At 65.6% G+C, this 24860-nt stretch carries 22 protein-coding genes; 10 read left to right on the top strand and 12 right to left on the bottom strand.

The features are described 5' to 3' along the window. Positions 1 to 581 precede the first annotated feature (581 nt). Positions 582 to 2165, top strand: a complete 1584-nt coding sequence (locus BCEP18194_RS25840; protein ID WP_011354218.1) for an isocitrate lyase — start codon at positions 582 to 584, stop codon at positions 2163 to 2165. Positions 2166 to 2221: 56 nt separating this feature from the next. Here BCEP18194_RS25840 and BCEP18194_RS25835 read toward each other — a convergent pair whose 3' ends face one another. Continuing rightward, complete coding sequence (locus BCEP18194_RS25835) at positions 2222 to 3100, bottom strand: LysR family transcriptional regulator (RefSeq protein ID WP_011354217.1); 879 nt, start codon at positions 3098 to 3100, stop codon at positions 2222 to 2224. Positions 3101 to 3221: 121 nt separating this feature from the next. Here BCEP18194_RS25835 and BCEP18194_RS25830 point away from each other — a divergent pair, with 121 nt between their 5' ends. After that, positions 3222 to 3665, top strand: coding sequence for a DMT family transporter (locus BCEP18194_RS25830; RefSeq protein WP_011354216.1), 444 nt, complete (start codon positions 3222 to 3224; stop codon positions 3663 to 3665). Positions 3666 to 3737: 72 nt separating this feature from the next. Here BCEP18194_RS25830 and BCEP18194_RS25825 read toward each other — a convergent pair whose 3' ends face one another. The 7 genes from BCEP18194_RS25825 to BCEP18194_RS25795 form a co-directional block, all read right to left on the bottom strand. Then, entirely contained in the window at positions 3738 to 5243 is a 1506-nt protein-coding gene (locus BCEP18194_RS25825; RefSeq protein WP_011354215.1) for an aldehyde dehydrogenase family protein, read from the bottom strand. A 33-nt stretch (positions 5244 to 5276) separates the two neighbouring features. Further along, positions 5277 to 5717: a c-type cytochrome gene (locus tag BCEP18194_RS25820; RefSeq protein WP_244273117.1), complete on the bottom strand. Its 441-nt coding sequence runs from the start codon at positions 5715 to 5717 to the stop codon at positions 5277 to 5279. 101 nt (positions 5718 to 5818) lie between these two features. Continuing rightward, on the bottom strand, positions 5819 to 6319 hold the full coding sequence (locus BCEP18194_RS25815) for a c-type cytochrome (RefSeq protein WP_011354213.1): 501 nt from the start codon (positions 6317 to 6319) through the stop codon (positions 5819 to 5821). After that, positions 6316 to 6861, bottom strand: coding sequence for a methylamine dehydrogenase light chain (locus BCEP18194_RS25810; RefSeq protein ID WP_011354212.1), 546 nt, complete (start codon positions 6859 to 6861; stop codon positions 6316 to 6318). Before BCEP18194_RS25810 ends, BCEP18194_RS25815 begins: the two co-directional genes overlap by 4 nt. 39 nt (positions 6862 to 6900) lie before the next feature. Next, entirely contained in the window at positions 6901 to 7533 is a 633-nt protein-coding gene (mauD, locus tag BCEP18194_RS25805) for a methylamine dehydrogenase accessory protein MauD (protein ID WP_011354211.1), read from the bottom strand. Further along, positions 7530 to 8084, bottom strand: coding sequence for a MauE/DoxX family redox-associated membrane protein (locus tag BCEP18194_RS25800; protein ID WP_011354210.1), 555 nt, complete (start codon positions 8082 to 8084; stop codon positions 7530 to 7532). Before BCEP18194_RS25800 ends, mauD begins: the two co-directional genes overlap by 4 nt. Before the next feature lie 7 nt (positions 8085 to 8091). Beyond that, entirely contained in the window at positions 8092 to 9249 is a 1158-nt protein-coding gene (locus tag BCEP18194_RS25795) for an amine dehydrogenase large subunit (RefSeq protein ID WP_011354209.1), read from the bottom strand. Between the two features lie 244 nt (positions 9250 to 9493). Between BCEP18194_RS25795 and BCEP18194_RS25790 the strand changes: the two genes are divergently transcribed. The 8 genes from BCEP18194_RS25790 to BCEP18194_RS25755 all read left to right on the top strand — a co-directional run bounded on the left by BCEP18194_RS25790 (position 9494) and on the right by BCEP18194_RS25755 (position 19138). Further along, positions 9494 to 10456, top strand: a complete 963-nt coding sequence (locus tag BCEP18194_RS25790; protein ID WP_011354208.1) for a helix-turn-helix domain-containing protein — start codon at positions 9494 to 9496, stop codon at positions 10454 to 10456. 126 nt (positions 10457 to 10582) lie between these two features. Next, positions 10583 to 11527 carry a GlxA family transcriptional regulator gene (locus BCEP18194_RS25785; protein ID WP_041493196.1) on the top strand — a complete coding sequence of 315 codons (945 nt, stop codon included), beginning with the start codon at positions 10583 to 10585 and terminating at the stop codon, positions 11525 to 11527. A gap of 502 nt (positions 11528 to 12029) precedes the next feature. Further along, the gene (locus BCEP18194_RS25780) at positions 12030 to 13742 is read left to right on the top strand and encodes a M36 family metallopeptidase (protein ID WP_011354205.1); all 1713 of its coding nucleotides are present in this window, start codon (positions 12030 to 12032) and stop codon (positions 13740 to 13742) included. Positions 13743 to 13821: 79 nt separating this feature from the next. Beyond that, on the top strand, positions 13822 to 15075 hold the full coding sequence (locus BCEP18194_RS25775; protein WP_011354204.1) for a M20/M25/M40 family metallo-hydrolase: 1254 nt from the start codon (positions 13822 to 13824) through the stop codon (positions 15073 to 15075). A 264-nt stretch (positions 15076 to 15339) separates the two neighbouring features. After that, positions 15340 to 15699: a YbjQ family protein gene (locus BCEP18194_RS25770; protein ID WP_011354203.1), complete on the top strand. Its 360-nt coding sequence runs from the start codon at positions 15340 to 15342 to the stop codon at positions 15697 to 15699. 929 nt (positions 15700 to 16628) lie between these two features. Beyond that, a complete protein-coding gene (locus BCEP18194_RS25765) occupies positions 16629 to 17450 on the top strand; it encodes a 2OG-Fe(II) oxygenase family protein (protein WP_011354202.1) in 822 nt (273 codons plus the stop codon). A gap of 37 nt (positions 17451 to 17487) precedes the next feature. After that, positions 17488 to 18114, top strand: coding sequence for a DUF47 domain-containing protein (locus BCEP18194_RS25760; protein ID WP_011354201.1), 627 nt, complete (start codon positions 17488 to 17490; stop codon positions 18112 to 18114). A 13-nt stretch (positions 18115 to 18127) separates the two neighbouring features. Further along, entirely contained in the window at positions 18128 to 19138 is a 1011-nt protein-coding gene (locus BCEP18194_RS25755) for an inorganic phosphate transporter (RefSeq protein ID WP_011354200.1), read from the top strand. Positions 19139 to 19196: 58 nt separating this feature from the next. Here BCEP18194_RS25755 and BCEP18194_RS25750 read toward each other — a convergent pair whose 3' ends face one another. From BCEP18194_RS25750 to choX, 4 genes are all read right to left on the bottom strand, one after another. Continuing rightward, positions 19197 to 20447, bottom strand: coding sequence for an MFS transporter (locus BCEP18194_RS25750; RefSeq protein WP_011354199.1), 1251 nt, complete (start codon positions 20445 to 20447; stop codon positions 19197 to 19199). A gap of 228 nt (positions 20448 to 20675) precedes the next feature. Beyond that, on the bottom strand, positions 20676 to 22088 hold the full coding sequence (gene cysS, locus BCEP18194_RS25745) for a cysteine--tRNA ligase (protein ID WP_011354198.1): 1413 nt from the start codon (positions 22086 to 22088) through the stop codon (positions 20676 to 20678). Positions 22089 to 22475: 387 nt separating this feature from the next. Continuing rightward, a complete protein-coding gene (locus BCEP18194_RS25740) occupies positions 22476 to 23615 on the bottom strand; it encodes a porin (RefSeq protein WP_011354197.1) in 1140 nt (379 codons plus the stop codon). A 258-nt stretch (positions 23616 to 23873) separates the two neighbouring features. Then, complete coding sequence (choX, locus tag BCEP18194_RS25735; protein WP_011354196.1) at positions 23874 to 24839, bottom strand: choline ABC transporter substrate-binding protein; 966 nt, start codon at positions 24837 to 24839, stop codon at positions 23874 to 23876. Positions 24840 to 24860: the final 21 nt, after the last annotated feature.

Genomic DNA, 24860 nt, shown 5'->3' with positions numbered 1-24860 from the left:
CAGCCGGCGCGCGGGGTGTGCCCGGCCTGCATCGTGGGAGTAAAAGTAACGAGCCATATTGGTCGCGAGAAGACCGGCGGCGACCTGTTCTTGACTATTTGCGACTATGAGTGGAAACCACTAGGTTTCTTGAGAGGCTTGGTGGGCGGGGATTTCACGCACATTTCCGATGGGTTCAGATTGTCCACGCGCGGCGCGATGCTTTCGATTCCGCCTGGACCAAACGGCGTGCCGGGGCGGCTTCGTTCCCGCGCTACTCGCGCCGCCCCGACGAACGGGTGTCACGGGCACATGTGAAGCTGGCCCGGCCTCCAGCAGCCGAAAGGGCGTTTCGTATTGTGGAATCCACGTCGAATTCCCGCGCCGATGCCTTTTCGTCGCTTGAAAACTTGTTTTGCATTGCAAAAATCACTACGTAACCCATTGAAAATCAAGCAAAAATAATGTCTTATGTCTTATATAAGACATCGCCAAAAGCTCGACGGGCGGCGTTACTATTTATCCCATGCAGTTCGCTTCGACAGACGTAGCGGGCACGCTCAACCAGTTACTCAAACGCGCTTTGCTCCCAGGAGATTGACATGGCCCAGTATCAAGACGACATCAAGGCAGTTGCCGGTTTGAAAGAAAACCACGGCAGCGCGTGGAATGCGATCAGCCCCGAGTACGCTGCCCGCATGCGTGCCCAGAACAAGTTCAAGACGGGCCTGGACATCGCCAAGTACACCGCGAAGATCATGCGCGCCGACATGGCCGCCTACGACGCCGACCCGGCCAAGTACACGCAGTCGCTGGGTTGCTGGCACGGCTTCATCGGCCAGCAGAAGATGATCTCCATCAAGAAGCACTTCAACAGCACCGAACGCCGCTACCTGTACCTGTCCGGCTGGATGGTCGCTGCGCTGCGTTCCGAGTTCGGCCCGCTGCCGGACCAGTCGATGCACGAAAAGACCTCGGTCAGCGCGCTGATCCGCGAGCTGTACACGTTCCTGCGCCAGGCCGACGCCCGTGAACTGGGCGGCCTGTTCCGCGAGCTCGACGCCGCCAAGGACGCCACGGCGAAGGCAGCAATCCAGGACAAGATCGACAACCACGTCACGCACGTCGTGCCGATCATCGCCGACATCGACGCCGGTTTCGGCAACGCGGAAGCCACGTACCTGCTGGCCAAGCAATTCATCGAAGCAGGCGCATGCTGCATCCAGATCGAAAACCAGGTGTCCGACGAGAAGCAGTGCGGCCACCAGGACGGCAAGGTCACCGTGCCGCACGAGGACTTCCTCGCGAAGATCCGCGCGATCCGCTACGCGTTCCTGGAACTGGGCGTGGACGACGGCATCATCGTGGCCCGTACCGACTCGCTCGGCGCCGGCCTGACCAAGCAGATCGCCGTGACCAGCACGCCGGGCGACCTGGGCGACCAGTACAACGCGTTCCTCGATTGCGAAGAACTGTCGGCCGACCAACTGGGCAACGGTGACGTCGTCATCAAGCGCGACGGCAAGCTGCTGCGTCCGAAGCGCCTGCCGAGCAACCTGTTCCAGTTCCGCGCCGGCACGGGCGAAGCGCGCTGCGTGCTCGACTGCATCACGTCGCTGCAGAACGGCGCCGACCTGCTGTGGATCGAAACCGAAAAACCGCACATCGCACAGATCGGCGGCATGGTCAGCGAGATCCGCAAGGTCATCCCGAACGCGAAGCTGGTGTACAACAACAGCCCGTCGTTCAACTGGACGCTGAACTTCCGTCAGCAGGCGTACGACGCGCTGAAGGCCGAGGGCAAGGACGTGTCGGCCTACGACCGTGCGCAGCTGATGAGCGTGGAATACGACGAGACGGAACTGGCCAAGCTGGCCGACGAGAAGATCCGTACGTTCCAGGCCGACGCAGCGCGTGAAGCAGGCATCTTCCATCACCTGATCACGCTGCCGACGTACCACACCGCCGCGCTGTCGACCGACAACCTGGCCAAGGAATACTTCGGCGACCAGGGCATGCTGGGCTACGTGGCCGGCGTGCAGCGCAAGGAAATCCGCCAGGGTATCGCCTGCGTGAAGCACCAGAACATGTCCGGTTCGGACATCGGTGACGATCACAAGGAATACTTCAGCGGCGACGCAGCGCTGAAGGCAGCAGGCAAGGACAACACGATGAACCAGTTCTGATACCGGTCATCTCCAGGCGAAACGCCAACCCGTTCATGGCGGGTTGGCGTTTTTTTTTATTCCGCGACAATCCGCACGAACGCCTCGGCCAGCGCCGTCGGCTCGACCGGCAACACCAGCGCGCACACCGACTTCGCGTCTTCATCCGAAATCGGCACGAAGACGACTCCGTCGATCCCGAGACTCGCCATCCGTTCCGGCACGATCGCGACGCCCAGCCCGGCTGCGACGAGATTCAGCATCGACGTCTTCGGCGACACGATCCGGGCGCTCGCCGGCACGAATCCACGCGTCAGGCAAAGGTCGATCACGACGCGCGCCAATCCGCCCCGCTCCCGATACACGGCCGATACGAACGGCTCGTGCCGCAGCCGCGAGATCGTCGTGCGCTTGCGGCACGCGAGCGGATGACCGGCCGGCACCGCCACGCACAATCGCTCGGCCGCGAGCTCGACGAAGCGCACGCGCGGATCGCGGCGCAGCACCGGCAGACGAACGATCCCGATATCGGCGTTGCCGTTCGCGATCTCCAGCACCTGATCCTCGGACGACGCGCGGTCGAGATCGATCCGCGCGCCCGGACACGCGCTCATGAAGCGCTCGAGCACCGGCATCAGGCTGCCGACGGGAACGGTGCTCGAATGCAGGAGCCGCAATACGCCCGCTTCGCCGCGCGACAACTGCGCGCCCTCGTCGGCCGCGGCGGTCAGGGTCGCCGGAATCGACGCCACGCGATCGCGATAGATCGCGCCGGCCGGCGTGAGCCGTACGCCTCTCGGCTCCCGGTCGAACAGCCGGAACTCCAATTCGTCTTCCAGTTGACCGATCTGCCGGCTGAGCGCCGACTGCGCGACGTGGAGCGCGCTCGCGGCCGGCGTGAAGCCGCCGAGATCGGCCACGGTCAGGAAATACTGGATTTGCCTCAGGGATGGCATGCCGAAAAGAGATGGATAAGCGCCCGATTTGATATTTGCGTTATACCGTCGCACTTCCCAGAATGGAAGCCTGCCGTGCCGGACCCGTCGTCACGGCCACCTCGCCGGAGCCTCCCGTTTCGTGACTACTCTCCTGTCCTATCTGCTGGTTGTTGCCGCCGGCGTCAGCGTGGCGTTGCAACAGGTGCTCAACGCCAATCTCCGTGCGCAGCTCGGCTCGCCGTGGTGGGCCGGGTCGGTCAGCTACCTCGTCGGCCTGGCCGCGATGCTCGCCGTCGCGCTCCTGTCCCCGCATCCGCGCCTGAGCGGTACCGTCACCGGTGCCGGATCGTGGTTCAGCTGGACCGGTGGGGTTTTCGGCGCGGTATTCGTCGGCATCGCGATCCTGATGGTGCCGCGACTGGGCGCCGCGACCACGTTGGCGCTGATCGTCGTCGGGCAGATGACCGGCGCGCTCGTGTTCGATCACTTCGGCGTGCTCGGCATCCAGCAGCATTCGGCCAGCCCGATCCGCCTGGCCGGCGCGGCGTGCCTCATTCTCGGGGTGGTGCTGGTTCGTGCGTGACGATGCCCCGGATCGCTGCCGAATGCGCGCGCATTGCCGAACCGCCGGCAACGCACGCACCCGCCGCTACGCTCACGCGTAGTTCATCATCACCGACTTGCTTTCCGTGTACTGGTCGATCACCGCGCGGCCGAGTTCGCGACCGAAACCCGACTGCTTCATCCCGCCGAACGGCATCGCGTTGTCGAGCAGCGAGTGGCAGTTGACCCACACGGTGCCGGCCGCGATGCGCGGGATCAGCTTGTGGATCGCGGACAAGTCGTTCGACCAGATGCTCGCGCCGAGACCGTAAGGCGTGTCGTTGGCGAGCTGCACGGCCGTGTCGACGTCGTCGAACGGCATCGCAACGAGCACCGGCCCGAAGATCTCCTCGCGCACGACGCGCATCGCCTGCGTCGTATCGACCAGCACGGTCGGTTCGACGAAGAAGCCGGGGCCGTCGACCGCGCGGCCGCCTGCGGCAGCACGCGCCCCCTCGCCGAAGCCCGAGTCGATATAGCCGCACACGCGCTGGCGCTGCTTCGCCGACACGAGCGGGCCGATCTGCGTCGACGGGTCCATCCCCGGGCCGATCTTCAGGCTCGCGGCGATCTTCGCGACGCGCTCGATCACATCGTCGAACACCTTCGCATGAATGTACGCGCGCGACCCGGCCGTGCACACCTGCCCCTGGTTGAAGAAGATCGCGTTCGCCACGCCCAGGGCGGCCTTGTCGGGATCGACGTCGGGCAGCACGATCACCGGCGACTTGCCGCCGAGTTCGAGCGACATGCGCGTCATGTTGTCGAGCGCCGCGTGGCCGATCGTCTTGCCCGTCTGCGTGGAACCCGTGAACGCGATCTTGTCGATGCGCGGATCGCTCGACAGCGCGGCGCCGGCCGTGTGACCGTAGCCGGTGACGATATTGACGACGCCGTCAGGAAAGCCGGCCTCCCGAATCAGCTCGCCGAGTCGCAACGCGCTGAGCGGCGTATCTTCCGCGGGCTTCAACACGACGGTGCAGCCCGTGGCCAGCGCGGGCGCAAGCTTCCACGCGGCCATCAGCAGCGGGAAATTCCACGGAATGATCGCACCGACCACGCCGACGGGTTCCTTGCGCGTATAGGTGAAGATCTCGCTGTCCGGCATGTATGGCATGCCGGCGTCGATCACGCTGCCTTCGATCTTCGTCGCCCAGCCGGCCATGTAGCGGAAGCACTGTGCGGCCATCGCGACATCGAGGCCCTGTGCCACCATCACGGGCTTGCCGTTGTCGAGCGACTCGATCTCGGCCAGCTCGCGTGCATTCGCTTCGATCAGGTCGGCGAGCGTCAGCAGCAGGCGCTCGCGGTCGGTGGTCTTCGCGGTGCGCCACGGCCCCGCGTCGAAGGCGCGCCGCGCGGCAGCGACGGCCTGCTGCACGTCGTGCGCGTCCGCTTCGGGCACACGCGCGAGCACGGTGCCGTCGGCCGGGTTCACGACGTCGAGCTGGCGTCCCGACGCCGCATCGCTCCACTCGGCACCGATCAGCATCTTCTTCGGCTTCGCGAGAAACGCGCGCGTGGCGTCGAGCAGCGGGAAATGTTCGTTCGTCTCCATCTTCTTGATTCCTCGATTTCCTGAATGGGTCGGTCAGTAGCGATCCGTGACACCGTCGATCCCGCGTGCCTGCAACGCGCGAACGAGGCCGGCGCGCACGGTCGCGACGTCGGAAAAGGCAGGGCGACGGTGCGCGGCGACTTCGGCGGCCGTATACGGCTTGAAGTCGCGCGGCAGCGCGTCGCGGTTCATGGTCGTGAGCACCCAGTTGAGCACGTCGGCCAGATCCTGGTCCGACAGCGCCGAGTTCGATGCGCCGGGCACGCGCATCACGTACTCGCGCCCGGCCGGCAGATGCGTGAAATAGCCGAGCGAGTTGGCGAGCGGCGGTACCTTGCCGGGGATACCGCCGCCCGTCGCCGTGTGGCAGCCCATGCAGTTGAGCACCCAGTGCTGCCGTGCGAGCGCCGCGTCGGCGGCACCTTCGGCATGCACGGGTGCCGCGGCCAAACCGACGACCGCCCCGGCCAGCATCAGCAGTGACGACAGGCGACGCGACACGCCGCCGAGCCACGACGACTCCGCGCACCGCGTGAGCGATGCGGCGTCGCCAACACGAGGCGCGCACGCGAGCTTCACAGGCCAAGCCCCTTGATGACGACTTCGCGTTGCGCATGAACGGCCGTGCCGTCCATCGCCTTCGCACGCGCCGCGCGGATATCGACCGCCGTGAACGGCTTCGCGTCGCCGTGCTGCGCGTTGAGATCGAACACGACGTAGTTGAGCACGTGCGCGATATCGTCATCGCTCGCGCTCGCAAACGACGGCATCTTGAAGTTGTAGTTCTTGTCGCGCACCTTGATCTCGCCGAACATCCCGTGCAGCAGCGTCGCGACCAGTTGCGCACGCCCCGGCTCGGCCGTCGCGTACTTGCCCGGATACTCGGTCAACGGCGGCGCGAGGCCGTCCTGCCCCTTGCCGCCCGCCTGGTGGCACACCGCGCACTGCGCGTCGAACAGGCTCTTGCCGGCCGGGTAATGCACGGTTTCCTGCGCGCCGGCGGGGCCCGCCAACGCAAAGGCCGACACGGCCGTCATGCATGCGACGGCGATCTTTCCTGCTTGCTTCCCTTTCATTGCTTTGCCGCTCCCAGCAGAACCGAAACCGAACAGTGATAGTTCGAATTACCGTTGGCCATGCACCAGTTGATGTCGTTGTTCAGCGACAGCTTGTACAGCGGCTTCTCGCGCTCGTTGCGATTGCAGAAGCACTTGCCGCACGACGTCTTGCCGCAGCAATCGTTGTACGACACGATGTAGTCCGAACCGTCGTGCGGGTTGCGGCACGTGCCGATCCACGTAATGGGTGACGGCGTCGTGCCCGGCGGGCAACTGCTCGACGTGCCGCCGCAGCAACTGCACAGCCAGCCGTCGATCGCGCAATATTTCCAGTAGTCGCAGCTCATCGGATCGTCGCTTGCCCCCGATGCGGCGCCGCCGGACGCCGCCGACGCGCCCGATGCCGCATCGGCCGCATACGCGGTACGATCGACAGGCAGCAGCGGCAGCATCGCCGATCCCACCAGCACCTTGCCGAGCTTCGCCATCGCGCTGCGCCGCGAACTGTGCTGCGCGACGCCGCGCGCCGACCGCTCGAACCATGAATCAAACAGGCCCATTTCGTTGTTCTCCCTTGACGTTGAAAGAGGGTCGGCCGGTCATGCGTGCTGCGCGTGTGCGTCGTGGTCATGGCTATGATCGCCATGCACGAACTGCTGCAGCGATGCGACGCCGCGCTCCTTCGCTTCGAACAGGCTCTCGAGATGCTCGCGCGTGTTGACGAGCCCCTTCGCCCGCACCGTGCCGGTTTCGTCGAGCAACACCGCATACGGCAGCTTGCCGATCTGGTACGCGAGGCCGAGCTCCTGCGACAGCACGTACGGGAAGCGTCCGAGGTCGTGCTTGCGCGCGAAGCGCGTGTGTTCGTCGACCTCGCCGTCGCTCGCGAGCACGATGTTCACCGGCGTCGCTTCGCTCGCCTGCAACGACGGCAGCAGCGGCAACAGCTTCTTGCAGACGGGGCAAGTGGGCGACAGGAAGAACAGCAGCGTCGCCTTGCCCGACGCATCGATACCGCCGACCTTCACCTGCGAGCCGCGAATGTCGGTCAGTTCGAACGTCGGCGCGATCGCGCCGACCGCCGGGCCCTTGTCGATCATCAATGCGCCGGCCGGCATGATGCGTTCGTACAGGATGCCGATCTGACGCACGAGCGCGAGGCAGATCGCGCCAAGCGCGAGGACGGCCACCCACAGCAGGGCGGTGGAAACGGTGAGAGCGGTTTGCATCATGAATTCCTCAAATGGGAAAGGCGCGGTACGTTGGCGAGCAGCACGTCGACGGTGAGCAGCGCGCAGACGATCAGCAGCACGGAGAAGAACAGCGTCAGGTAGTCGAACCACACGACCGCGCGTGCGCCCGGATCGACGAGCGCGGTCGCGGCCAGCGCGGCGAGCAGCAGCGCGCGCCCGACGTGCAGCCAGCCGATGCCGCGCGGTGCGTCCGTGCGCGCCGCCGTGAAGCCGGAACAGCCGCAGTCGATGTCGGTATGACCGCGCAGGAGGTTGATCGCAATCGCGGCGGCGAAGGCCAGCAGCAACGCGATCAGGCCGATCGCGCCGGCCGTGCGCGTATCGGGAAACAGCAGCGCCGCGGCACCGACGACTTCCGCGAGCGGAATCGCGAACGCGACGGGCGCGGTCAGCGCATCGGGCAGCAGCCGGTAGCCGGCAAGCGCCTGGCTGAACGCGGCGGGCCGGCGCATCTTCGCGAAGGCGCCGAGCAGCACGACGACGGCAGCGCCGGCCTGTGCGCTGGTGGCAAGTACGGGATCGAGCGTCATCGCGGCCTCACGGGTTGACGAGCAGCGACGACGTATTGCCGATCTGCTTCTCGATGTTCTGCAGCTTGCCGGTGCGCGCATCCATCACGACGAGGTCGGACGTCGCCGTCAGCCCGTAGAACAGCGGCTTGTCGTCCTCGCTGACCTGGATCGACACGAGCGGATCGACCTTCTGCTGCGCGAGATCCCAGCGCGCGACACGCTGCTTCGACTTCAGGTCGTACACCCACACCTGCGTGCCGGGATCCTTGTGCGAGCCGTCGCCACCCTTGTGCATCAGCACGTAATAGCGGTTCTGCCTGGCCTGCACGGCCGTCTGCTGCATGCCGCCCGGGCGCCAGCCTTCGGCACGCTCGGTATCCGTCAGCAGCGACCACGGCTTGCCGAATGCGGGCTTGTCGCCGCTGAAATCCGCACTGCGCACGTTGCCGCCATACGTTGTGAACAGATAGTCGCCCTTGTAGCGCGACGCGTTCACGAATGCCGGATCCTTGTCGACGTCGATGAACGCATCCGACATCGCGCGCTTCGTCTCCTTGCCGTTCGCATCGAGCGTGACGGTCAGCGCCTTGCCGCTTTCGCACAGCGCGGTGAAGCGGTCGTTGCCCGACGGATATGCAAGCACGCAGGCTGCCGTGTCGATCTCCGACAGCACTTTCTTCGACACCGCGTCGATCACCGTCAGCGATGCGGCCGGCGTGATGTTCGCGACGTACAGCCGCTTGCCGTCCGCGCTGAACGCGGTGTTGTACGGCGACGGCACATGCTGCGCGTGCTTCGCCGGAATCACGATCTCGCCCGCATGATCGAGCGTCGTGTTGTCGGTCATCTCGACGACATCGGTGCGGGTGCCGTGCGAGCCGCGAGAGAAGTAGGTCGTCGCGACGAAGCTCGTCTTGTGGTCGGGCGAAATCGCGAAGCCGGGGCCGAAGCCGCCGTCGATCTGGCCGAGCAGCTTCTTCGCATCGGCGTCGTACACGTAGATGCGTCCGTCGGTCATCGACGGCATCGAGATGTCGACGATATAGACCTCGTGCGGATGCCACGGCGGCATCTTCTGCACGACCAGTTCCTCCGGCTTTTCCGTCGCGTTCGCGCTGCCGACCCATGCCGCCGCGAACGCCAGCGTCGCCGCGAGCACCGCGGTTCGTCGCCTTGTCCTCATGTCGCCTCCAGTTGGGGAATCACGTTATGTGGGGCGACTGTAGTTCGACAATAAATCCGGTCAGCACCCGGACCGGCACCGCGTGCGTGCCGATTCGGGATATTGGAAAACCGCCTGAAAGCCACGCCGGCTGGACGCTTCCGACCCTCTGACAAATGCGCACGGAATAGCGCTCCCCCTTATTGCGCCGACCACGCGGTCGGTTTAATCTTGCGCGGTCCCGATCGACGCACCTGGAGGCGCTGTGTTCGTGTTTCACGAGAGGTTCGACAACGCGGACCGGCATGCCGAGGCGCTGCGCGGCTGGAACCAGCGCTATGACCAGATCGGCTCCGGCGCCTATCGCAGTGCGGTCAAGCATGCGGTGCTGGACGGCATGCAGCTGTTCCAGGAAGCCGCCAACGTGCGCATCATCCAGCGCGGAAGGTTGCCGCACGACCATACGGTGTTCGGCATGCCGCTCACCGGCTCCGGTGCATTCGCATTCGGCGGTGCGCGCATCGAACGCGGCACGATGGTGATGGCGCGCGGCGGTGCGCCGTTCGAGCTGCATTCGCCCGACGACATGTCGCTGATCGGCGTCGTCGCCGATCGCGAACTGATGCAGCAGGTCGAGGATGCAGCCGATGTCCACCTCGACGAAGCCACATTGCGGCGCGGCGTCATCGACATGCCCACCGCCGTGCTGATGCGCGCGAGCGTGCAGGTCGCCACGCAACTCGAGCGTGTGCTGTCGGCACCCGCCACGTACCACGATGCACGCGCGCAACGCGAACTGCGCGGCGAGATCGGCAACGTGCTCGTCGATCTCCTCACGTACCGGATTCCCCAGCCGTCGAACCGTCTCACGCACGCCTGCCGCGCCGACATCGTGCGCCGCGTGCACGACTATGTGATCGACCATCCCGAAGCACCGGTCGACGTGCTGAGCCTGTGCACACAATTGCGCGTAAGCCGGCGCACGATGCAGAACAGCTTCCAGTCGGTCGTGCAGACCAGCCCGTTGCATTACGTGCGTTCGCTGCGCCTGTCGCAAGTGCGGCGGATGCTGCTCGATACGCGGCAGGCCGACCTGCCGATCAGCGACGTGGCCGCGCGCTGGGGTTTCATCCACCTTGGGCATTTCGCAAACGCATACAAGGCGCAGTTCGGCGAGTTGCCGTCGACCACCGCGCGCCGGTCGGTGCGCGGCGCAAAAACGCGCTGAACCCGCGCAAAACCCGCGATAATCTCCCGCTGACCGTTCGGCGCGCGCGAGCCGGCGCGGCACCTGCCCGTCCGCTCGCCGCCCCGCGCAATGCGTGACGACCACCGGATTCCATCCCCTGCCCCGATGCCCGAGGATTTCCACTTCCTGCTGCTGCCCGGCTTCTCCGCGCTCGGCTTCATGTCCGCGGTCGAACCGCTGCGCGTCGCGAACCGCTTTCGCACCGAGCTCTATCGCTGGCATGTGATCAGCGCCGACGGCGCCCCCGTCGCCGCGAGCAACGGCATTCCGGTCGCCGCCGAAGCCGCGTGCGCGGAGGTCGACCAGGTCGATACAGTGTTCGTCGTCGCGGGCTTCGATCCGCTCGTGTGCTACACGCGCGCGATCGGCGACTGGCTGCGCCGCCAGCACCGTCATGGTGCAACGCTGGGCGGCATCGACACGGGCAGCTTCGTGCTCGCGGAAGCCGGGCTGTTCGACGCATCGCAACCGCTCACGCTGCACTGGGAGGCGCTGGCCGCGTTCCGCGAACGCTACCCCGGCCTGAACGCGACGCAGGAGTTGTTCGAGATCGACGACCGGCGCATCACGTGTGCGGGCGGCACCGCATCGATCGACATGATGCTCGACCTGATCGGGCGGCGGCACGGCGCCGATCTCGCGGCGGCGATCTCCGAGCAGTTCGTCGTCAGCCGGATCCGCCAGCGCTCCGACAGCCAGCGGCTCGAGATCGCCGCGCGCTACGGCGTGCACAACCGCAAGCTGATCCAGGTGATCGGCACGATGCAGCGGCACATGGAAACCCCGCTCGGCTCCGATGCGCTCGCGCAGGAAGTGTCGATTACGCGCCGCCAGCTCGAACGGCTGTTCAGCGCGACGCTGAACGATACGCCGACGCATTTCTACCTGAACCTGCGCCTCGATCGCGCGCGTGAACTGCTGCAGCAGACCGACATGAGCATCACGTCGGTTTGCGTCGCGTGCGGGTTCGAATCGCCGTCGCATTTCTCGCGCACGTACCGCACGCGATTCGGTTTGAGCCCGCGCAACGACCGGCGCGCGACGCGCTGATCGTCGCGGGCTTTAAGCACAATCCAGCGCGGTATTGCGCGTTCCGGCGGCGTTTCCCGCCGCTCGCTGAACAATGCCGGCGATTGATCGACGGACTGAAGCGGTCGTCGAAAATAAATTGGAATGTCGTTGAAAATATTCTGTAACATACCAAAAAAAGTTAGATAGGCAGCCTAACGACATGCGCGCTGCATCTCGACATGCATCGCGCCGCACCGGCTGCCAACCGATATCGATTCGATCCGAGGGGTATGACATGACGATGCTCGCTTCGCCGTCGCCGCACCTGCCTGCCGTTCGCTTCTTCGCCCGCTTCTCGTTCTGCTTCTCCCCCGCTTCGCCTGCCTGTTTCTTTTCGACCTGACATTTAGGGTTCCTTAGTCAGTCGACACCCCCAACACCGCTTCGCCGCACCGGCTTGATCGAGCCGGCGCGCGGGCCGTGTCGTGCCTGCGCGCCACGAACGCGCGGGCGTGTCCAACCGTTGAGATGAGGATCACGTATGCAGACATCACGCAAAGCACTGCCGCTCGCCCTGGGTCTCGCGCTCGGTTTCGGCATCGTCGGCGGCACCGCGGCCGATACGAAAGTCTCGAATCCGCAAGCAACGAGCCTGCGCGAAAGCCTGACGCGCGGCGTCGCACCGGCGGCCGCCAAGGCCGATACTGCCGCCGGGCAGTTCCGCCCGGACGGCGTCGCCGTCACGTTGTACAACCCCGCGTACCGCGCGAAGAAAACCGCCACGACACCCGCCGCCACCGCGCGCGACTTTGTCGCGTCGCAGGCCACGCAGCTCGGACTTGACGCGACCGCGCTCGCAAGCCTCGTCGTCACGTCGGAGCGCAGTGATGCCGATTTCACCGTCGTGCGCCTGCAGCAGCAGGCAGCCGGATTGCCCGTGTACGGCAGCGATATCGCGGTGACGGTCGCGAAGGACGGCCGCATCCTGTACGTCGCGAGCAACACGATCAACGGCGTGGTTGCGACGTCGCGCAAGTCGCAGGCCGTCGACCAGCAGCAGGCGCTCGACCGCGCCCGTGCGTATCTCGGCGTGAGCGGCTTCACGAACCTGGATGCGCAGCTCGTCGCGTTCGTCGACAAGACCGGCACGCATACCGCATGGAAGGTGCGCGGCCGCCCGAACGACGGCCCGAAAGGCGACTGGGAACTGCTGATCGACTCCGGCAGCGGCGAGGTACTGCGCGCCGAGGACAAGGCGTTCTACGCGACCGACGGCACGGGATTCGTATTCCGGCCCGATCCGCTGTCGTCGACCAAGAGCAGCTACGGCAGCACGGGCTACAAGGACAACAACGACGGCGATTCGTCGCAGCTCACCGCTGCGCGCGTACGCGTGACGTTGAAGGATCTCGCGCAGTCGGGCGGGCGTTATTCGCTGTCGGGTCCGTACGCGGCGTGCGTCGATTTCGATGCGCCGCTCGACAAGGCGTGCCCCGTGCAGTCGACGCCCACGTTCGAATTCACGCGCGGCAACCTGTATTTCGAGGCCGTGAATGCGTACTACCACATCGACACGTTCCTGCGTTACGTGAACCAGACGCTCGGCATCAAGGCGTTGCCGTACCAGTACACCGGTGGCGTGCAGTACGACCCGCACGGCGAATCGGGCGACGACAACTCGTCGTACTCGTCGAGCAGCGGCCGGCTGACCTTCGGGCAAGGCGGCGTCGATGATGCCGAGGATGCGGACGTCGTGATCCACGAGCTCGGCCACGGCATCCACGACTGGGTGACGAACGGCGGCCTGTCGCAGCAGGAAGGCTTGTCGGAAGGCACCGGCGACTATCTCGCCGCCGCGTACAGCCGCGACTTCAACCAGTGGAGCCCGTCGGACGCGCAATACCACTGGGTCTACAACTGGGACGGCCACAACGAGTTCTGGGGCGGCCGCGTGACCAACTGGAACGTCGGGCGCACCTACGCGCAGGCACGCGGCGCGGAGATCCATACGGCCGGCCAGTACTGGGCGTCGTGCAACCTCGTCGCGCGCGACGCGATCGGTGCGCAGGCGATGGACAAGGCGTTCCTGAAAGGCTTGTCGATGACCAACAGCTCGACCAACCAGAAGGCCGCCGCGCAGGCCGTGCTGACGGCTGCGTCCGCGCTCGGCTACAGCAACGCGCAGCTCACCGCGATCGGCAATGCATACAACCAGAGTTGCACGTACGGCGTGACCGTACCGAAGAAGTCGTAATTCCGCAGCAGGCGGGGGCGCATCGCACGACCTGCGGCACGCCCTCTTCCTCGACATCGCCATCCTCACGAGATCGAACATGCCTACTCTGAAACCGACCCGCCTGAGCGCCGCGCTCGGCGGCATGCTGCTGACCGCCGCCGCGCACGCGACGCCGGTATGGATCACGCTCGGCGACTCGGCGTTCCGCCAGTTGCAACGCATCGACGCCAGCGCCACCGCGCAATACAGCACGACCCTCGACGCCGGCAAAACGGCCGACGGCGCCGCGCGCCGCGAAACCGTCCACGTCGTCGAAATCGACGATTCGCGGCTCGGCGAGCTCGCCCACGCCGTCCACCATACGCGCGGCCACGGGCCCGGCTATGTCGTGCACGATTCGTTCGACGACGCGCGCCAGGCGCTGCAGCCGTTGCCGCCGACGCTCGCGAAGCAGGCCACGGCCTCCGTGTACAAGGTATCGAACGCGCCGCAGATCGGCACGTGGATCCAGCAGCTGCAGGCCAGCAACATCGTCGGCACGATCACGTCGCTGTCCGGCTTCACGAACCGCTACTACACGACGTCGCACGGCGTCGCCGCGTCGGACTGGCTCGCCTTGCAGTGGAAGCAGCTGGCGGGTTCGCGCGCCGACGTCACCGTCGAGCAGTTCGCGCATACGGGCTTTCCGCAGAAATCCGTGATCCTGACGATTCGCGGCAGCGATCCGGCCGCGGGCACCATCGTGCTCGGTGGCCACCTCGATTCGACGGTCGGCCGTACGACGGAGAACACGCGCTCGCCCGGCGCGGACGACGACGCATCGGGCATCGCCAGCCTCACCGAAGCGCTGCGCGTGCTGCTGGCGAACAACTACAAGCCGAAGCGGACGATCAAGTTCGTCGGGTACGCAGCCGAGGAAGCCGGGCTGCTCGGCTCGAAAGCGATCGCGAAGCAGTTCCGCACGCAGAATGCGAACGTGGTCGGCGTGCTGCAGCTCGACATGACGAACTACAAGGGCGATCCGAAGGATATCTACCTGATCACCGACTACACGAACGCGACGCAGAACACCTACCTGACGAATCTGGCGAAGACCTACCTGCCGGAACTCGCGATCGGCACGTCGCAGTGCGGGTATGCGTGCTCGGATCACGCGTCGTGGAATGCGCAAGGGTATCCGGCGTCGTTCCCGTTCGAGGCCGACCAGAACGACAGTCCGTATATCCATACCGTGAACGACACGCTGGAGAATTCGGATCGGCAGGCGAATCATGCGTTGAAGTTCGGCAAGCTGGCGCTCGCCTATGCGGTCGATCTCGGTGGCAACGGCGGCACGACCGTGAAGCCCTGACGGTGTGCGGTCGGGAAGGAAGCGACGGCAAGTGCTTCCTTCCCGGCGACTCCGGTCGAACGAGCGCGCCCTGGATCCGGTAGCGGTGCGGGCTCATCGCCGCGGAAAGTTCTGCTACCGGCGGTCGCTGACACATTCGTTAAAGAATGCCGCCTCCCTGTCGGGCACCCGGCGACATCGCGAAATTGCACAAGTCTCGCTGCCGGCTTCGCGCGCGCGTCCGGATAGAATCGTGACTCGACCACTCCGCTATCCACGCCTGCCATGATCGATACCACCCGCTCCCTCGACGATCTGTCGCCCGCTCGCGTTACGACGGCGTTCGACCTGCCCGGCCATACGACCGTCCGCTCGCTGGGCGTCGCCCAAGGCATCATCGTGCGCTCGCGCTCGATCGTCGGCTCGTTCGGCGCAGCGCTGCAGACGATCTTCGGCGGCAACATCACGCTCTATACGTCGCTGTGCGAGAAGGCGCGCGAGCATGCGTTCGAGAAGATGCTCGCCGATGCACGCAAGGTCGGCGCGAACGCGATCGTCGCGATGCGCTACGACTCGACCGAGATCGGTTCGGGTGTGACCGAAGTCATTTGCTACGGCACGGCCGTGATCGTCGAACCGGCATGATGCCCGACGCCGGCAAACCGCGTTGACCCGTTCAACCAGGCCTGCCGGCCAGGCTTCATCCGCTGTCCCGAAATTGTTCCTGCACATCGCCGGCGGCACCTGATCGCACCCGGGCTACCCGCCGCCGAACCCGCGCGAAACACGTATGAAGTTTTCGATTGACGCGCCGCGCGGTTCCCTCTTACCATCGCACTCGTTTTCATTCATGGAGGCTTCTGTGCCTACCGATGCGAGTTGTAGTTGGTCCTGTACCAACCTGACTGCCGCCTGAGGAAGCTTCGCAGAGCCTTGTCTTCTGCCGCATCCCGGGATAGCAGGATGCGGTGTCTTTCAGGATCGGCGTGCCGTCGATCCGAAGTTCCCGTACTCGACAATTCAGTGGCCGCTCGACACCCGGGCGGCGTCCGTACGTGACCCGCGTCGCGTGCGTGTGTCCGGCCGCATGCCCGCGCGTGTTCGGCCCAGGCACACGCACGTGCCGCGCAAATAGACAGGAGTTCGAAATGGACGACGACAGTAGCCGATTAAGCCGCGCCGGCACGCGTTCGCACGCCATGCCGGCGAACACCCGAATCCCAGCCACTTATCAGCCGATCGCACCCGACGCGACGCGGCGGGAAGCGCACGTCCGTCGTTGACGTCATGACGCTCCCGCCGTGTGCCGTCCGGCGCCTGGAGCACGCATGACACGACTCGCTATCTCCGCTCAGTCGAACCGGCAACACCGGTTCACCCACGACAGCCGCAAGGACGCGCTCCCGCGTCGCCATCCCGCACGTCATTTACGTCGAGCCGCCGCGGCCTCGTCACGTGCTTCGCGATGACGCCGCCCCGATCGCGCACACCACGCCCCGCCCTCTCATGTGCCCGCAACGCGGCAATGCCCGCCTTTCGGCACCACGCCATGTCCGATGTACCGGGAGAACACCATGCAAAACCGTATGAAACTCCATGCGAGCCGCCTGATCCGCGACAGCTACGTCTACTTCAAGATGCCCTATGCGCTGCTCGTGCATTTCGACCGGCTCACGGCAGCCTATGACCAGCTGGAGCGCAAGCAAAAGCTCGCGTTCTCGTTTCCCGATCACACCGACGGCTTCCTGCCGTTCGGGCTCGAATACTCGCATACGCCCGATCGGCCGGATCTGTGCGACCGGTTCTGCTACTGGGTCGCACGGCGCGACACGCATCACGGCTTTGCGCTGGCGAAGTCCGAGTTCTACCGCGAGATGGCCGCCTACGAAGCCTGCCTCCACGCCATCGCGCAGGACCTGCTCGATGCGGTATGCGACAACCTCGGCGGCACGCCGCAGCCGCCGGTCCGGCACAGCTCCTACCTGCAGTTCTGCGCGTACGAGCAGCAACACGGCAGTCACGACCGCGCGTACCTGCAGGATCCGCACGAGGACGGCCACCTGCTGTCGTTCATCCGCCCGACCGCACCCGGCCTGGTCCTGCTGCCCGACTCATCGCCAGTTTCCGCGCTGCCGCGGCCCGACGAAATGATCGTGCTGGCCGGTTCATTACTCGAAGCGCTCACCGACGGCGAAGTGCCGGCGATGCAGCACGCGGTCGAACGCCCGCGCACGCGCGCACGGCGCAAGTCGCTGATGTACTTCGTCAACCCCAACCTGTCCGCCGGGCACGCCCACACGATCGTCAACCCGCGTCCGCTGGACTTGCGGGCCCTCGCCGAACACCGGCACGTCGCATTCGGTAACAGCACGCTGTGCCGCCCGTGCGCAGCCTGACCCGCGCCATCCCGCCCACCTTTTCCCCGGAGAATCCATGCTTGGACGCTTCCTCCCCGTCGAAAACCGCTTTTTCGACTTCTTCGACACGCATGCGCAGCACATCGTGCTGGCCGCATGCGAGGTTCAGATGCTCCTCGACAATCTCGACGATGCCGAGCTGGCCATGGCCAACGTCCAGACCACCGAACGAACCGGCGACAAACTCGCGCACGATGCGATCGACTTGCTGCACAAGACGTTCATCACGCCGCTCGATCGCGACGAGATCCACAAGCTGGTCACGACGATGGACGACATCCTCGACCTGATGGAGGACGTCGCGACCACCGTCGTGGTCTACGACCTGAAGTCCGTCACCGAGGAGGCCAGCGAGCTCGCGGACATCGTCGTGCAGGCCGCGCTGCAAGCACAGATCGCAGTCAACCGGCTGTCCGACATGAAGGAGTCGGCGCAGATCCTCAAGGCATGCGAAGAGATCGATGCGCTCGAAACGCGTGCCGACCGCGTGCTGCGATCCGCGATATCGAAACTCTTTCGCGACGACATCGACGTGAAGACGCTCATCAAGCTGAAGGGTGTCTACGACCTGCTCGAACGCATCACCGACAAATTCGAGGATGTCGCGAACATCATCGAAGGCATCGTGCTGGAAAACGCCTGAGCGAATCAACAAGATGCATTCGATACAACTCGCCCTCTGGATGGTCGCGACGCTGGTGCTCGTCGCGCTCGTATTCGACTTCATGAACGGCTTTCACGACGCGGCGAACTCGATCGCCACCGTCGTGTCCACCGGGGTGCTGAAGCCCCAGCAGGCCGTCGTGTTCGCGGCGGCGTTCAACGTCATCGCGTATTTCATCTTTCACCTGAAAGTCGCGCAGACCGTCGGTAAAGGCACGATCGATCCCGAGATCGTCGACCACTACGTCGTGTTCGGTGCGCTGGTCGGTGCGATCGGCTGGAACGTGATCACGTGGTACTACGGGATCCCGTCGAGCTCGTCGCATGCGCTGATTGGCGGCCTCGTCGGCGCGGCGCTCGCCAAGTCGGGCTGGAGCTCGCTGAACATCGACGGGCTGCTGAAGACCATCGCGTTCATCTTCATCTCGCCACTGCTCGGCTTCATCCTCGGCTCGCTGTTCATGCTCGGCGTGTCGTGGCTGTATTTCCGTACCGCGCCCAGCAAGGTCGACCGGCGCTTCCGCCGGCTGCAGCTGCTGTCGGCCGGGCTGTACAGCCTCGGCCACGGCGGCAACGACGCGCAGAAGACGATCGGCATCATCTGGATGCTGCTGATCGCGTCGGGCTATGCGTCGGCGACCGCCGATGCACCGCCTGCGTGGGTAATCGGCGCGTGCTACCTGTCGATGGGCCTCGGCACGCTGTTCGGCGGCTGGCGCATCGTGCGCACGATGGGCCAGAAGATCACGAAACTCAAGCCGGTCGGTGGGTTCTGTGCGGAAACCGGCGGTGCGATGACGCTGTTCCTCGCGTCGTTCCTCGGCATTCCGGTGTCGACCACGCACACGATCACCGGCGCGATCGTCGGTGTCGGCGCGACGCAGAAGCTGTCGGCGGTGCGCTGGGGTGTGGCCGGCAACATCGTGTGGGCGTGGGTGCTGACGCTGCCCGCGGCTGCGTTGTTCGCGGCCGGCGGGTGGTGGCTCGGGCACCGGATCTTCTGATTGCTTCGGCGCGACTGGGCGCGTGACGCGTGACGTGTGGCGCACGACGCGTCACACGTCACGCGTCGCGCTCGAGCGACTTCATGTTCGTGAGTTGAGGAAACAACCGCATCCACGTGAGCGCGACCAGAATCGTCGCCATACCGCCGACGACGATCGCGGTCGGCGCCCCCCACCATGCGGCCGTCACGCCCGATTCGAATTCACCAAGCTGGTTCGACGTACCGATGAACAGCGAATTGACCGCGCTCACGCGCCCGAGCATGTCGTCGGGCGTGCGCAGTTGCACGAGCGACAGCCGCACGACGACGCTGACCACGTCCGATACTCCGAGTGCTGCCAGTGCGACAAGCGACAGCGCGAAGTGCCGCGACAACCCGAACACGATCGTCGCGATGCCGAACGCGATCACGCCGCCGAACATCGCGCGGCCCGGTCGTCCCTTCAACGGGAAGCGCGTGAGCCACAGCGTGCCCGCGAGCGCGCCGACCGCGGGCGCCGCACGCAGCGCACCGAGCCCCCACGGGCCGACCTGCAGGATGTCGCGCGCATAGATCGGCAGCAGCGCGGTCGCGCCGCCGAACAGCACCGCGAACAGGTCGAGCGACAGCGCACCGAGAATCGCCGGCTCGCGCCGGATGAACGCGATGCCCGAAAACACCGAGCGCAGCGTGACCGGCTCACGGGCGGGCGGTGCGCTGCGCAACGGAATCGTGCCGCTCAGCGCTGCCGCGATCGTGAATGCGACGACGCTCGTTCCGAACGCAGCGGGCGCGCCCACGCCGTACAGCAGCCCGCCGAAGGCGGGCCCGAGAATCTGCGCGGCCTGGTTCGCCGACGTCGACAGGGCGGTCGCACGCGGCAGGTCGGTGCGCGGCACGACGGCCGGCAGCAGCGACGACACCGACGGCGACTCGAACGCACGGGCCATGCCGACGATCGCCGCGAGCGCATACACGGCCGGCGCGGCCAGCCACCCTTGCGCGGCACCGAGCAGGAACACGCCGGCGGCCAGCGCCTCGACGCCCTGGCAGATCGTCGCGATGCGCCGGCGGTCGTAGCGGTCGGCCACCTGCCCGACGACGAGCGTCAGCGCGAACATCGGCACGAACTGCGCGAGGCCGACGAGACCGAGGGCGAACGCGCTGTGCGTGAGCGAGTACACGTACCAGCCGATGGCGACCGACAGGATCTGGAACGCCAGGGAAGACATCACGCGCGTGCCCCAGAAACGCTGGAACGGGACGTGGCGAAACAGGTTGGCAGGTAACGGGGATAAGGGACTGGGGTCGGGCACGGAGTCGGTCATCGAGGTCTCGGCGGGCGGCGCTGGGCGCCGGTACCGTTCGGGAAACGACTGCGCACGCCGATGCGTGCGCGCGACAACGGTGCAGGCGCGGCCAAAGCGCGATGATATGCCAACCGCGGAAAGCGGGCCGTGGGCGTCGGTGCTGACGATTCCGGCGGCCGCGTTGATCGCGGCCGCCGGTTGGTCGCTCGCGCCCCTCTATCCTCCGATGCACGCGGCCCGCGAGCTTCACTGCGGCGGGACGTCAGGCTCGCTTGCGCCCATTGCCATGCCGAACAGACGTTGACCTTCCGGCGTGTCCTCGACTCTCCAGCCTTCGGCGCTCAACGCTTCCCGGATCCGGTCCGCTTGCGCCCAGTCCTTCTCCGCCCTCGCACGCGCTCGCTCACCGAGCAACGCACGGACGTGCTCCGGAACGTCGACCGCAACCGGCCGCCATTCGCGCAAACCGAGTCCCAGCACCATGTCGAAGCTGTCCACGGTCGCTTTCAGGGTGGCGGGCGGCAGATTGCTCCTGACCAGATCCCACAGCACCGCAAGCGCCCTCGGCAGATTCAGGTCCTCGTTCACTTCGGCATCGAATCGCGCGGCGAAATCCGCATCGACGCGCCCGCCGTCCGGCCAGCCGATATAGAGGTGCCGAAGCCGATTCAGCGCGGTTTGCGCCGCATCGAGCGACTCCCACGTGAAATGCAGCTTGCTGCGGTAATGGGCCGTCAGGCACAGGTAGCGGTACGCGAGCGGATCGACACCGCGGCGCTGCAAGGTCTGCAGACGGACGAAGTCGCCGCTCGACTTCGACATCTTCGTGTGGACGTCGAGCGTCAGGAAGTGCCCGTGCATCCAGTAATTCGCGAGCTGCGTGCCGTGGGCCGCCCGCGTCTGCGCGATCTCGTTGCTGTGATGCACGGCGATATGATCCTCGCCGCCGCAATGGATATCGAACAGCGTCCCGAGATACTTCGCCGACATCGCCGAGCATTCGATATGCCAGCCCGGAAAGCCGCGACCCCACGGGCTGTCCCATTCCATTTGCCGCTGGACGTCGGCCGGGCTGAACTTCCACAGCGCAAAATCCGTGATGCTCCGCTTCCCGCCCAGCGCCACCCGCTTGCCTGCCTGCAACCCCGCGCGGTCCAGCCGTGCGAGGTAACCGTAGTCGTCCTGCCGACTGGTGTCGAAGTAGAGGCCGTCGTCCGTCCGATAGACGTAGCCGGCCCGGTCGAGCGTCTCGATGAACGCGATCTGCTCGGCGATGTGATCGGTGGCGCGGCACCAGATCGTCGGCTCGAGCAAGTTGAGCGCGTGCCAGTCCCGGACGAACGCCTCGGTGTAGCGCCGGGCGATGGCCCATGCCGATTCGCCGGTCCGACGGCTACCCTTCTCCATCTTGTCTTCGCCTTCGTCCGCATCCGACGTCAGGTGGCCGACGTCGGTGATGTTGACGACGTGCCGGACCGCGTAGCCGTTGCGCTCCAGTACGCGGCGCAGGAGATCCTCGAACACGTAGGTCCTCAGGTTGCCGATGTGGGCGTCGTCGTAGACCGTGGGGCCGCAGCCATACATGCCGACCTGCCCGGCCCGGATTGGCGTGAAGGGGCGTACGGTACGCGACCAGGTGTCATACAGCGCAAGCGGCATCGAGTTTCTCCGTCCCGAAAGTGTCGGCCCAAAAACAAAAAGGCCGCCTGTTTTGCATCACAGGCGGCCGGAAGGCGATTGCTTGAATGTTTAGCGAGTTCGCTAGACGCAACTTCCCCCAGGCATGTTCTGACAACATGCGCGGATCAACGAGGAGGGGGAAATGGCGAGATTCAGCATGCGGACGATGCTAGCGCCTATAGACGGCAATGGTCAATACCGTCGAGCAACCATTCCCGGTGACGATCCCGGGGTGGCAGCCGGGCGACCGGCATTGAACCGGACGGACCGCATGCCCGCTCACACCCGTCAAAAAAAAGCGCGAACCGTGGTTCGCGCCAAAGAGAGACCGCTCGCTGAAGACGTCACTACCCCACACAACACTGCTCAGAACGAATGCCGCATCCCGATCCGCACGTCGGCCTGCGTCTGCGTCGTCGACGGCGTGAAGCTGTAGCCGATCACCGCATCGACGCCTTGCGACGCACGCAGGTAATCGCCGGAGAGGTACACGTCCGTGCGCTTCGACAGCATGTAATGCAGGCCCGCCGTGCCCTGGTTCCAGTGGTGGCCTTCGAAGCGCGTGTGCTGGTAGCCGGCGATCAGGCTCAACGCCGGCGTGAACTGGTACGAGCCGCCGCCTTCGTAGACCTGCATGTGCGACGACTGGCCGAAGCCCTTGATCGTCGTGTACGAGAAGTTGCCGTCGAGCGTCAGCTTGCCGATCGTGTAGCTCGTGCCGATGCCGAACGTGCCCTGGCTGTCGACGTCCATCGGCGTGTTCGCAAACAGGTCGGTGCGTGCGCCGGTCGCCGGATCGACGGTGACGGTCTGCTGGCCAAGGAACGTGTGCGTGCCGATCATCGCGTACGGGTCGAATGCATAGATGCCGTTCGGGTTGTTCAGGCGCGTGTACGCGGCGCCGATCGAGAAGTCGCCCTTCGTGAAGCTCGCGCCCGCGCTCCATGCGCTGTTGCGATGGAAGTTGCCCGCGACGTTGCCGAACGAGTACATCGCGCCGAACTTGAAGCCGCTCAGGTCGTTCGACAGGAACTTCACCGAATTCGGCAGGCGGTCGCCGTTGAAGCGGTCGAAGTCGCCCTGATGGATCGCATAGCCGCTGCCCCACGCGGAGATGTTGTAGATCGACACGAGTTCGTTCGTGATGTCGAGCTGGTTGCCGAACGACAGCGTGCCCCAGTCGTTCTGCAGGCCGACATACGCCTGGCGGCCGAACTCCGAGCCGCCGAAGCCGAGCTGCCCGGTGCCGAGGCGGAAGCCGCTCTCCAGGGTGAACACGGCCTTCAGGCCGCCACCGAGATCTTCCGTGCCCTTGAGGCCGAAACGGTTCCCGTACGCGACGCCGTCGTCGAACTTGACCACGTGCGAGCCGCCCGTGTTGTTCACGTACGTGATGCCCGCGTCGAGAATCCCGTACAGCGTCACACTGCTCTGCGCATGCCCGATGGCAGGTACACAGGCCGCGCATGCAAGCGCGGCGGCTACGGCAACTTTCGTATGCTTCATTATCGACCACCCTCCCTGAACCGTTCGATGGAAAGAACCTCGTCCCGACGCGTACCGCGATGCGCCAGTGGATTCGAATTCAGTACGCCCGCTGGCTTCGGCATTTCGTTTTCCGCAATAACGCAGCCATTGGCGAAAAATACAAACCCATATTTCGGGTCACCCGTCTGAAGGCGACACCAAATGGTCACGATGCGACCGGTCGGGAAAACACGTAGACGGCGGCACGGTCAAAACCGGCCGCCGCGAGGGAGGGAATCAGTGACTGTCGAGGGCGGCGCGCACGGCCGGCAGGCCCGGTGCGCCGGCTGCCGTCGTCACGCCGTCCAGCCAGCCGGCGACCAGCGCCGGGTCGGCCTTCAGCGCATGCTGCGCCGCGAGCGCGGGTGACGTCTTGTGGTCGAGCATGTCGGCGATCATCCGGTTCTCGACGTCGACGGAGAACGTCATCTGCCGGAACAGCCGCGCAAGGTTCGCGCACTGGCCGGCGAACCCGGTGCGCGTGACCGTGTTGACCGTCGCGCCGCCGTAGTTCGGGCCGAAATACGCATCGCCGCCCGACAGGTAGGTCAGGTGGAACTTCGTGTTCATCAGATGCGGCTCCCACGCCAGAAAGACGATCCAGCGCTTGTCGCGTACCGCACGCTCGACCTGCGTGAGCATGCCCGTCTCGCTCGATTCGACCAGCGACCAGTTCGCCGGGCCGAGCGCATGGTCGGACAGCAGCCGCTTGATGTTCTGGTTCGCGGGCGCGCCGGGCTCGATCCCGTAGATCTTGCCGCCGAAGCGGTCCGCATAGCGCGCGAGATCGGCGAACGTATGCACGCCGGCAGCCGCCACGTAATCGGGCACCGCGAGCGTGAATTTCGCACCGCTCAGGTTCGCGTGCAGCACGTCGATCGATTTCTCGTCGACGAACGGCTTCACGAGCGGCGCCTGTGCGGGCATCCAGTTGCCGAGGAATACGTCGACCTGCCCTTTCTTGAGCCCCTGGTACGTGATCGGCACCGACAGGTTCGCCACGTCCTGCCGGTAGCCGAGCGCCTTCAGCACGACGCCCGCCATCGCGTTCGTCGCATCGATGTCGGTCCAGCCGGGCGCCGCCATCTTCACGTCGCCGCACGTCTGCGGGTCGGCCGCGTGCGCGGCCTGCGTCGTCATCAGGCACGCGGCCGCGGCAAGCGCCGCGCCGATCCGGATTGCTGCATTGCATTGCCGTTCCATCGTCCGCTTCCTCCATCGTTC

Origin of the sequence: Burkholderia lata (genome assembly GCF_000012945.1) — a bacterium.
GTDB classification, from domain to species: domain Bacteria; phylum Pseudomonadota; class Gammaproteobacteria; order Burkholderiales; family Burkholderiaceae; genus Burkholderia; species Burkholderia lata.
The sequence above is the reverse complement of the archived record's forward strand: the minus strand, read 5'-3'. Positions and strand labels throughout refer to the sequence as shown.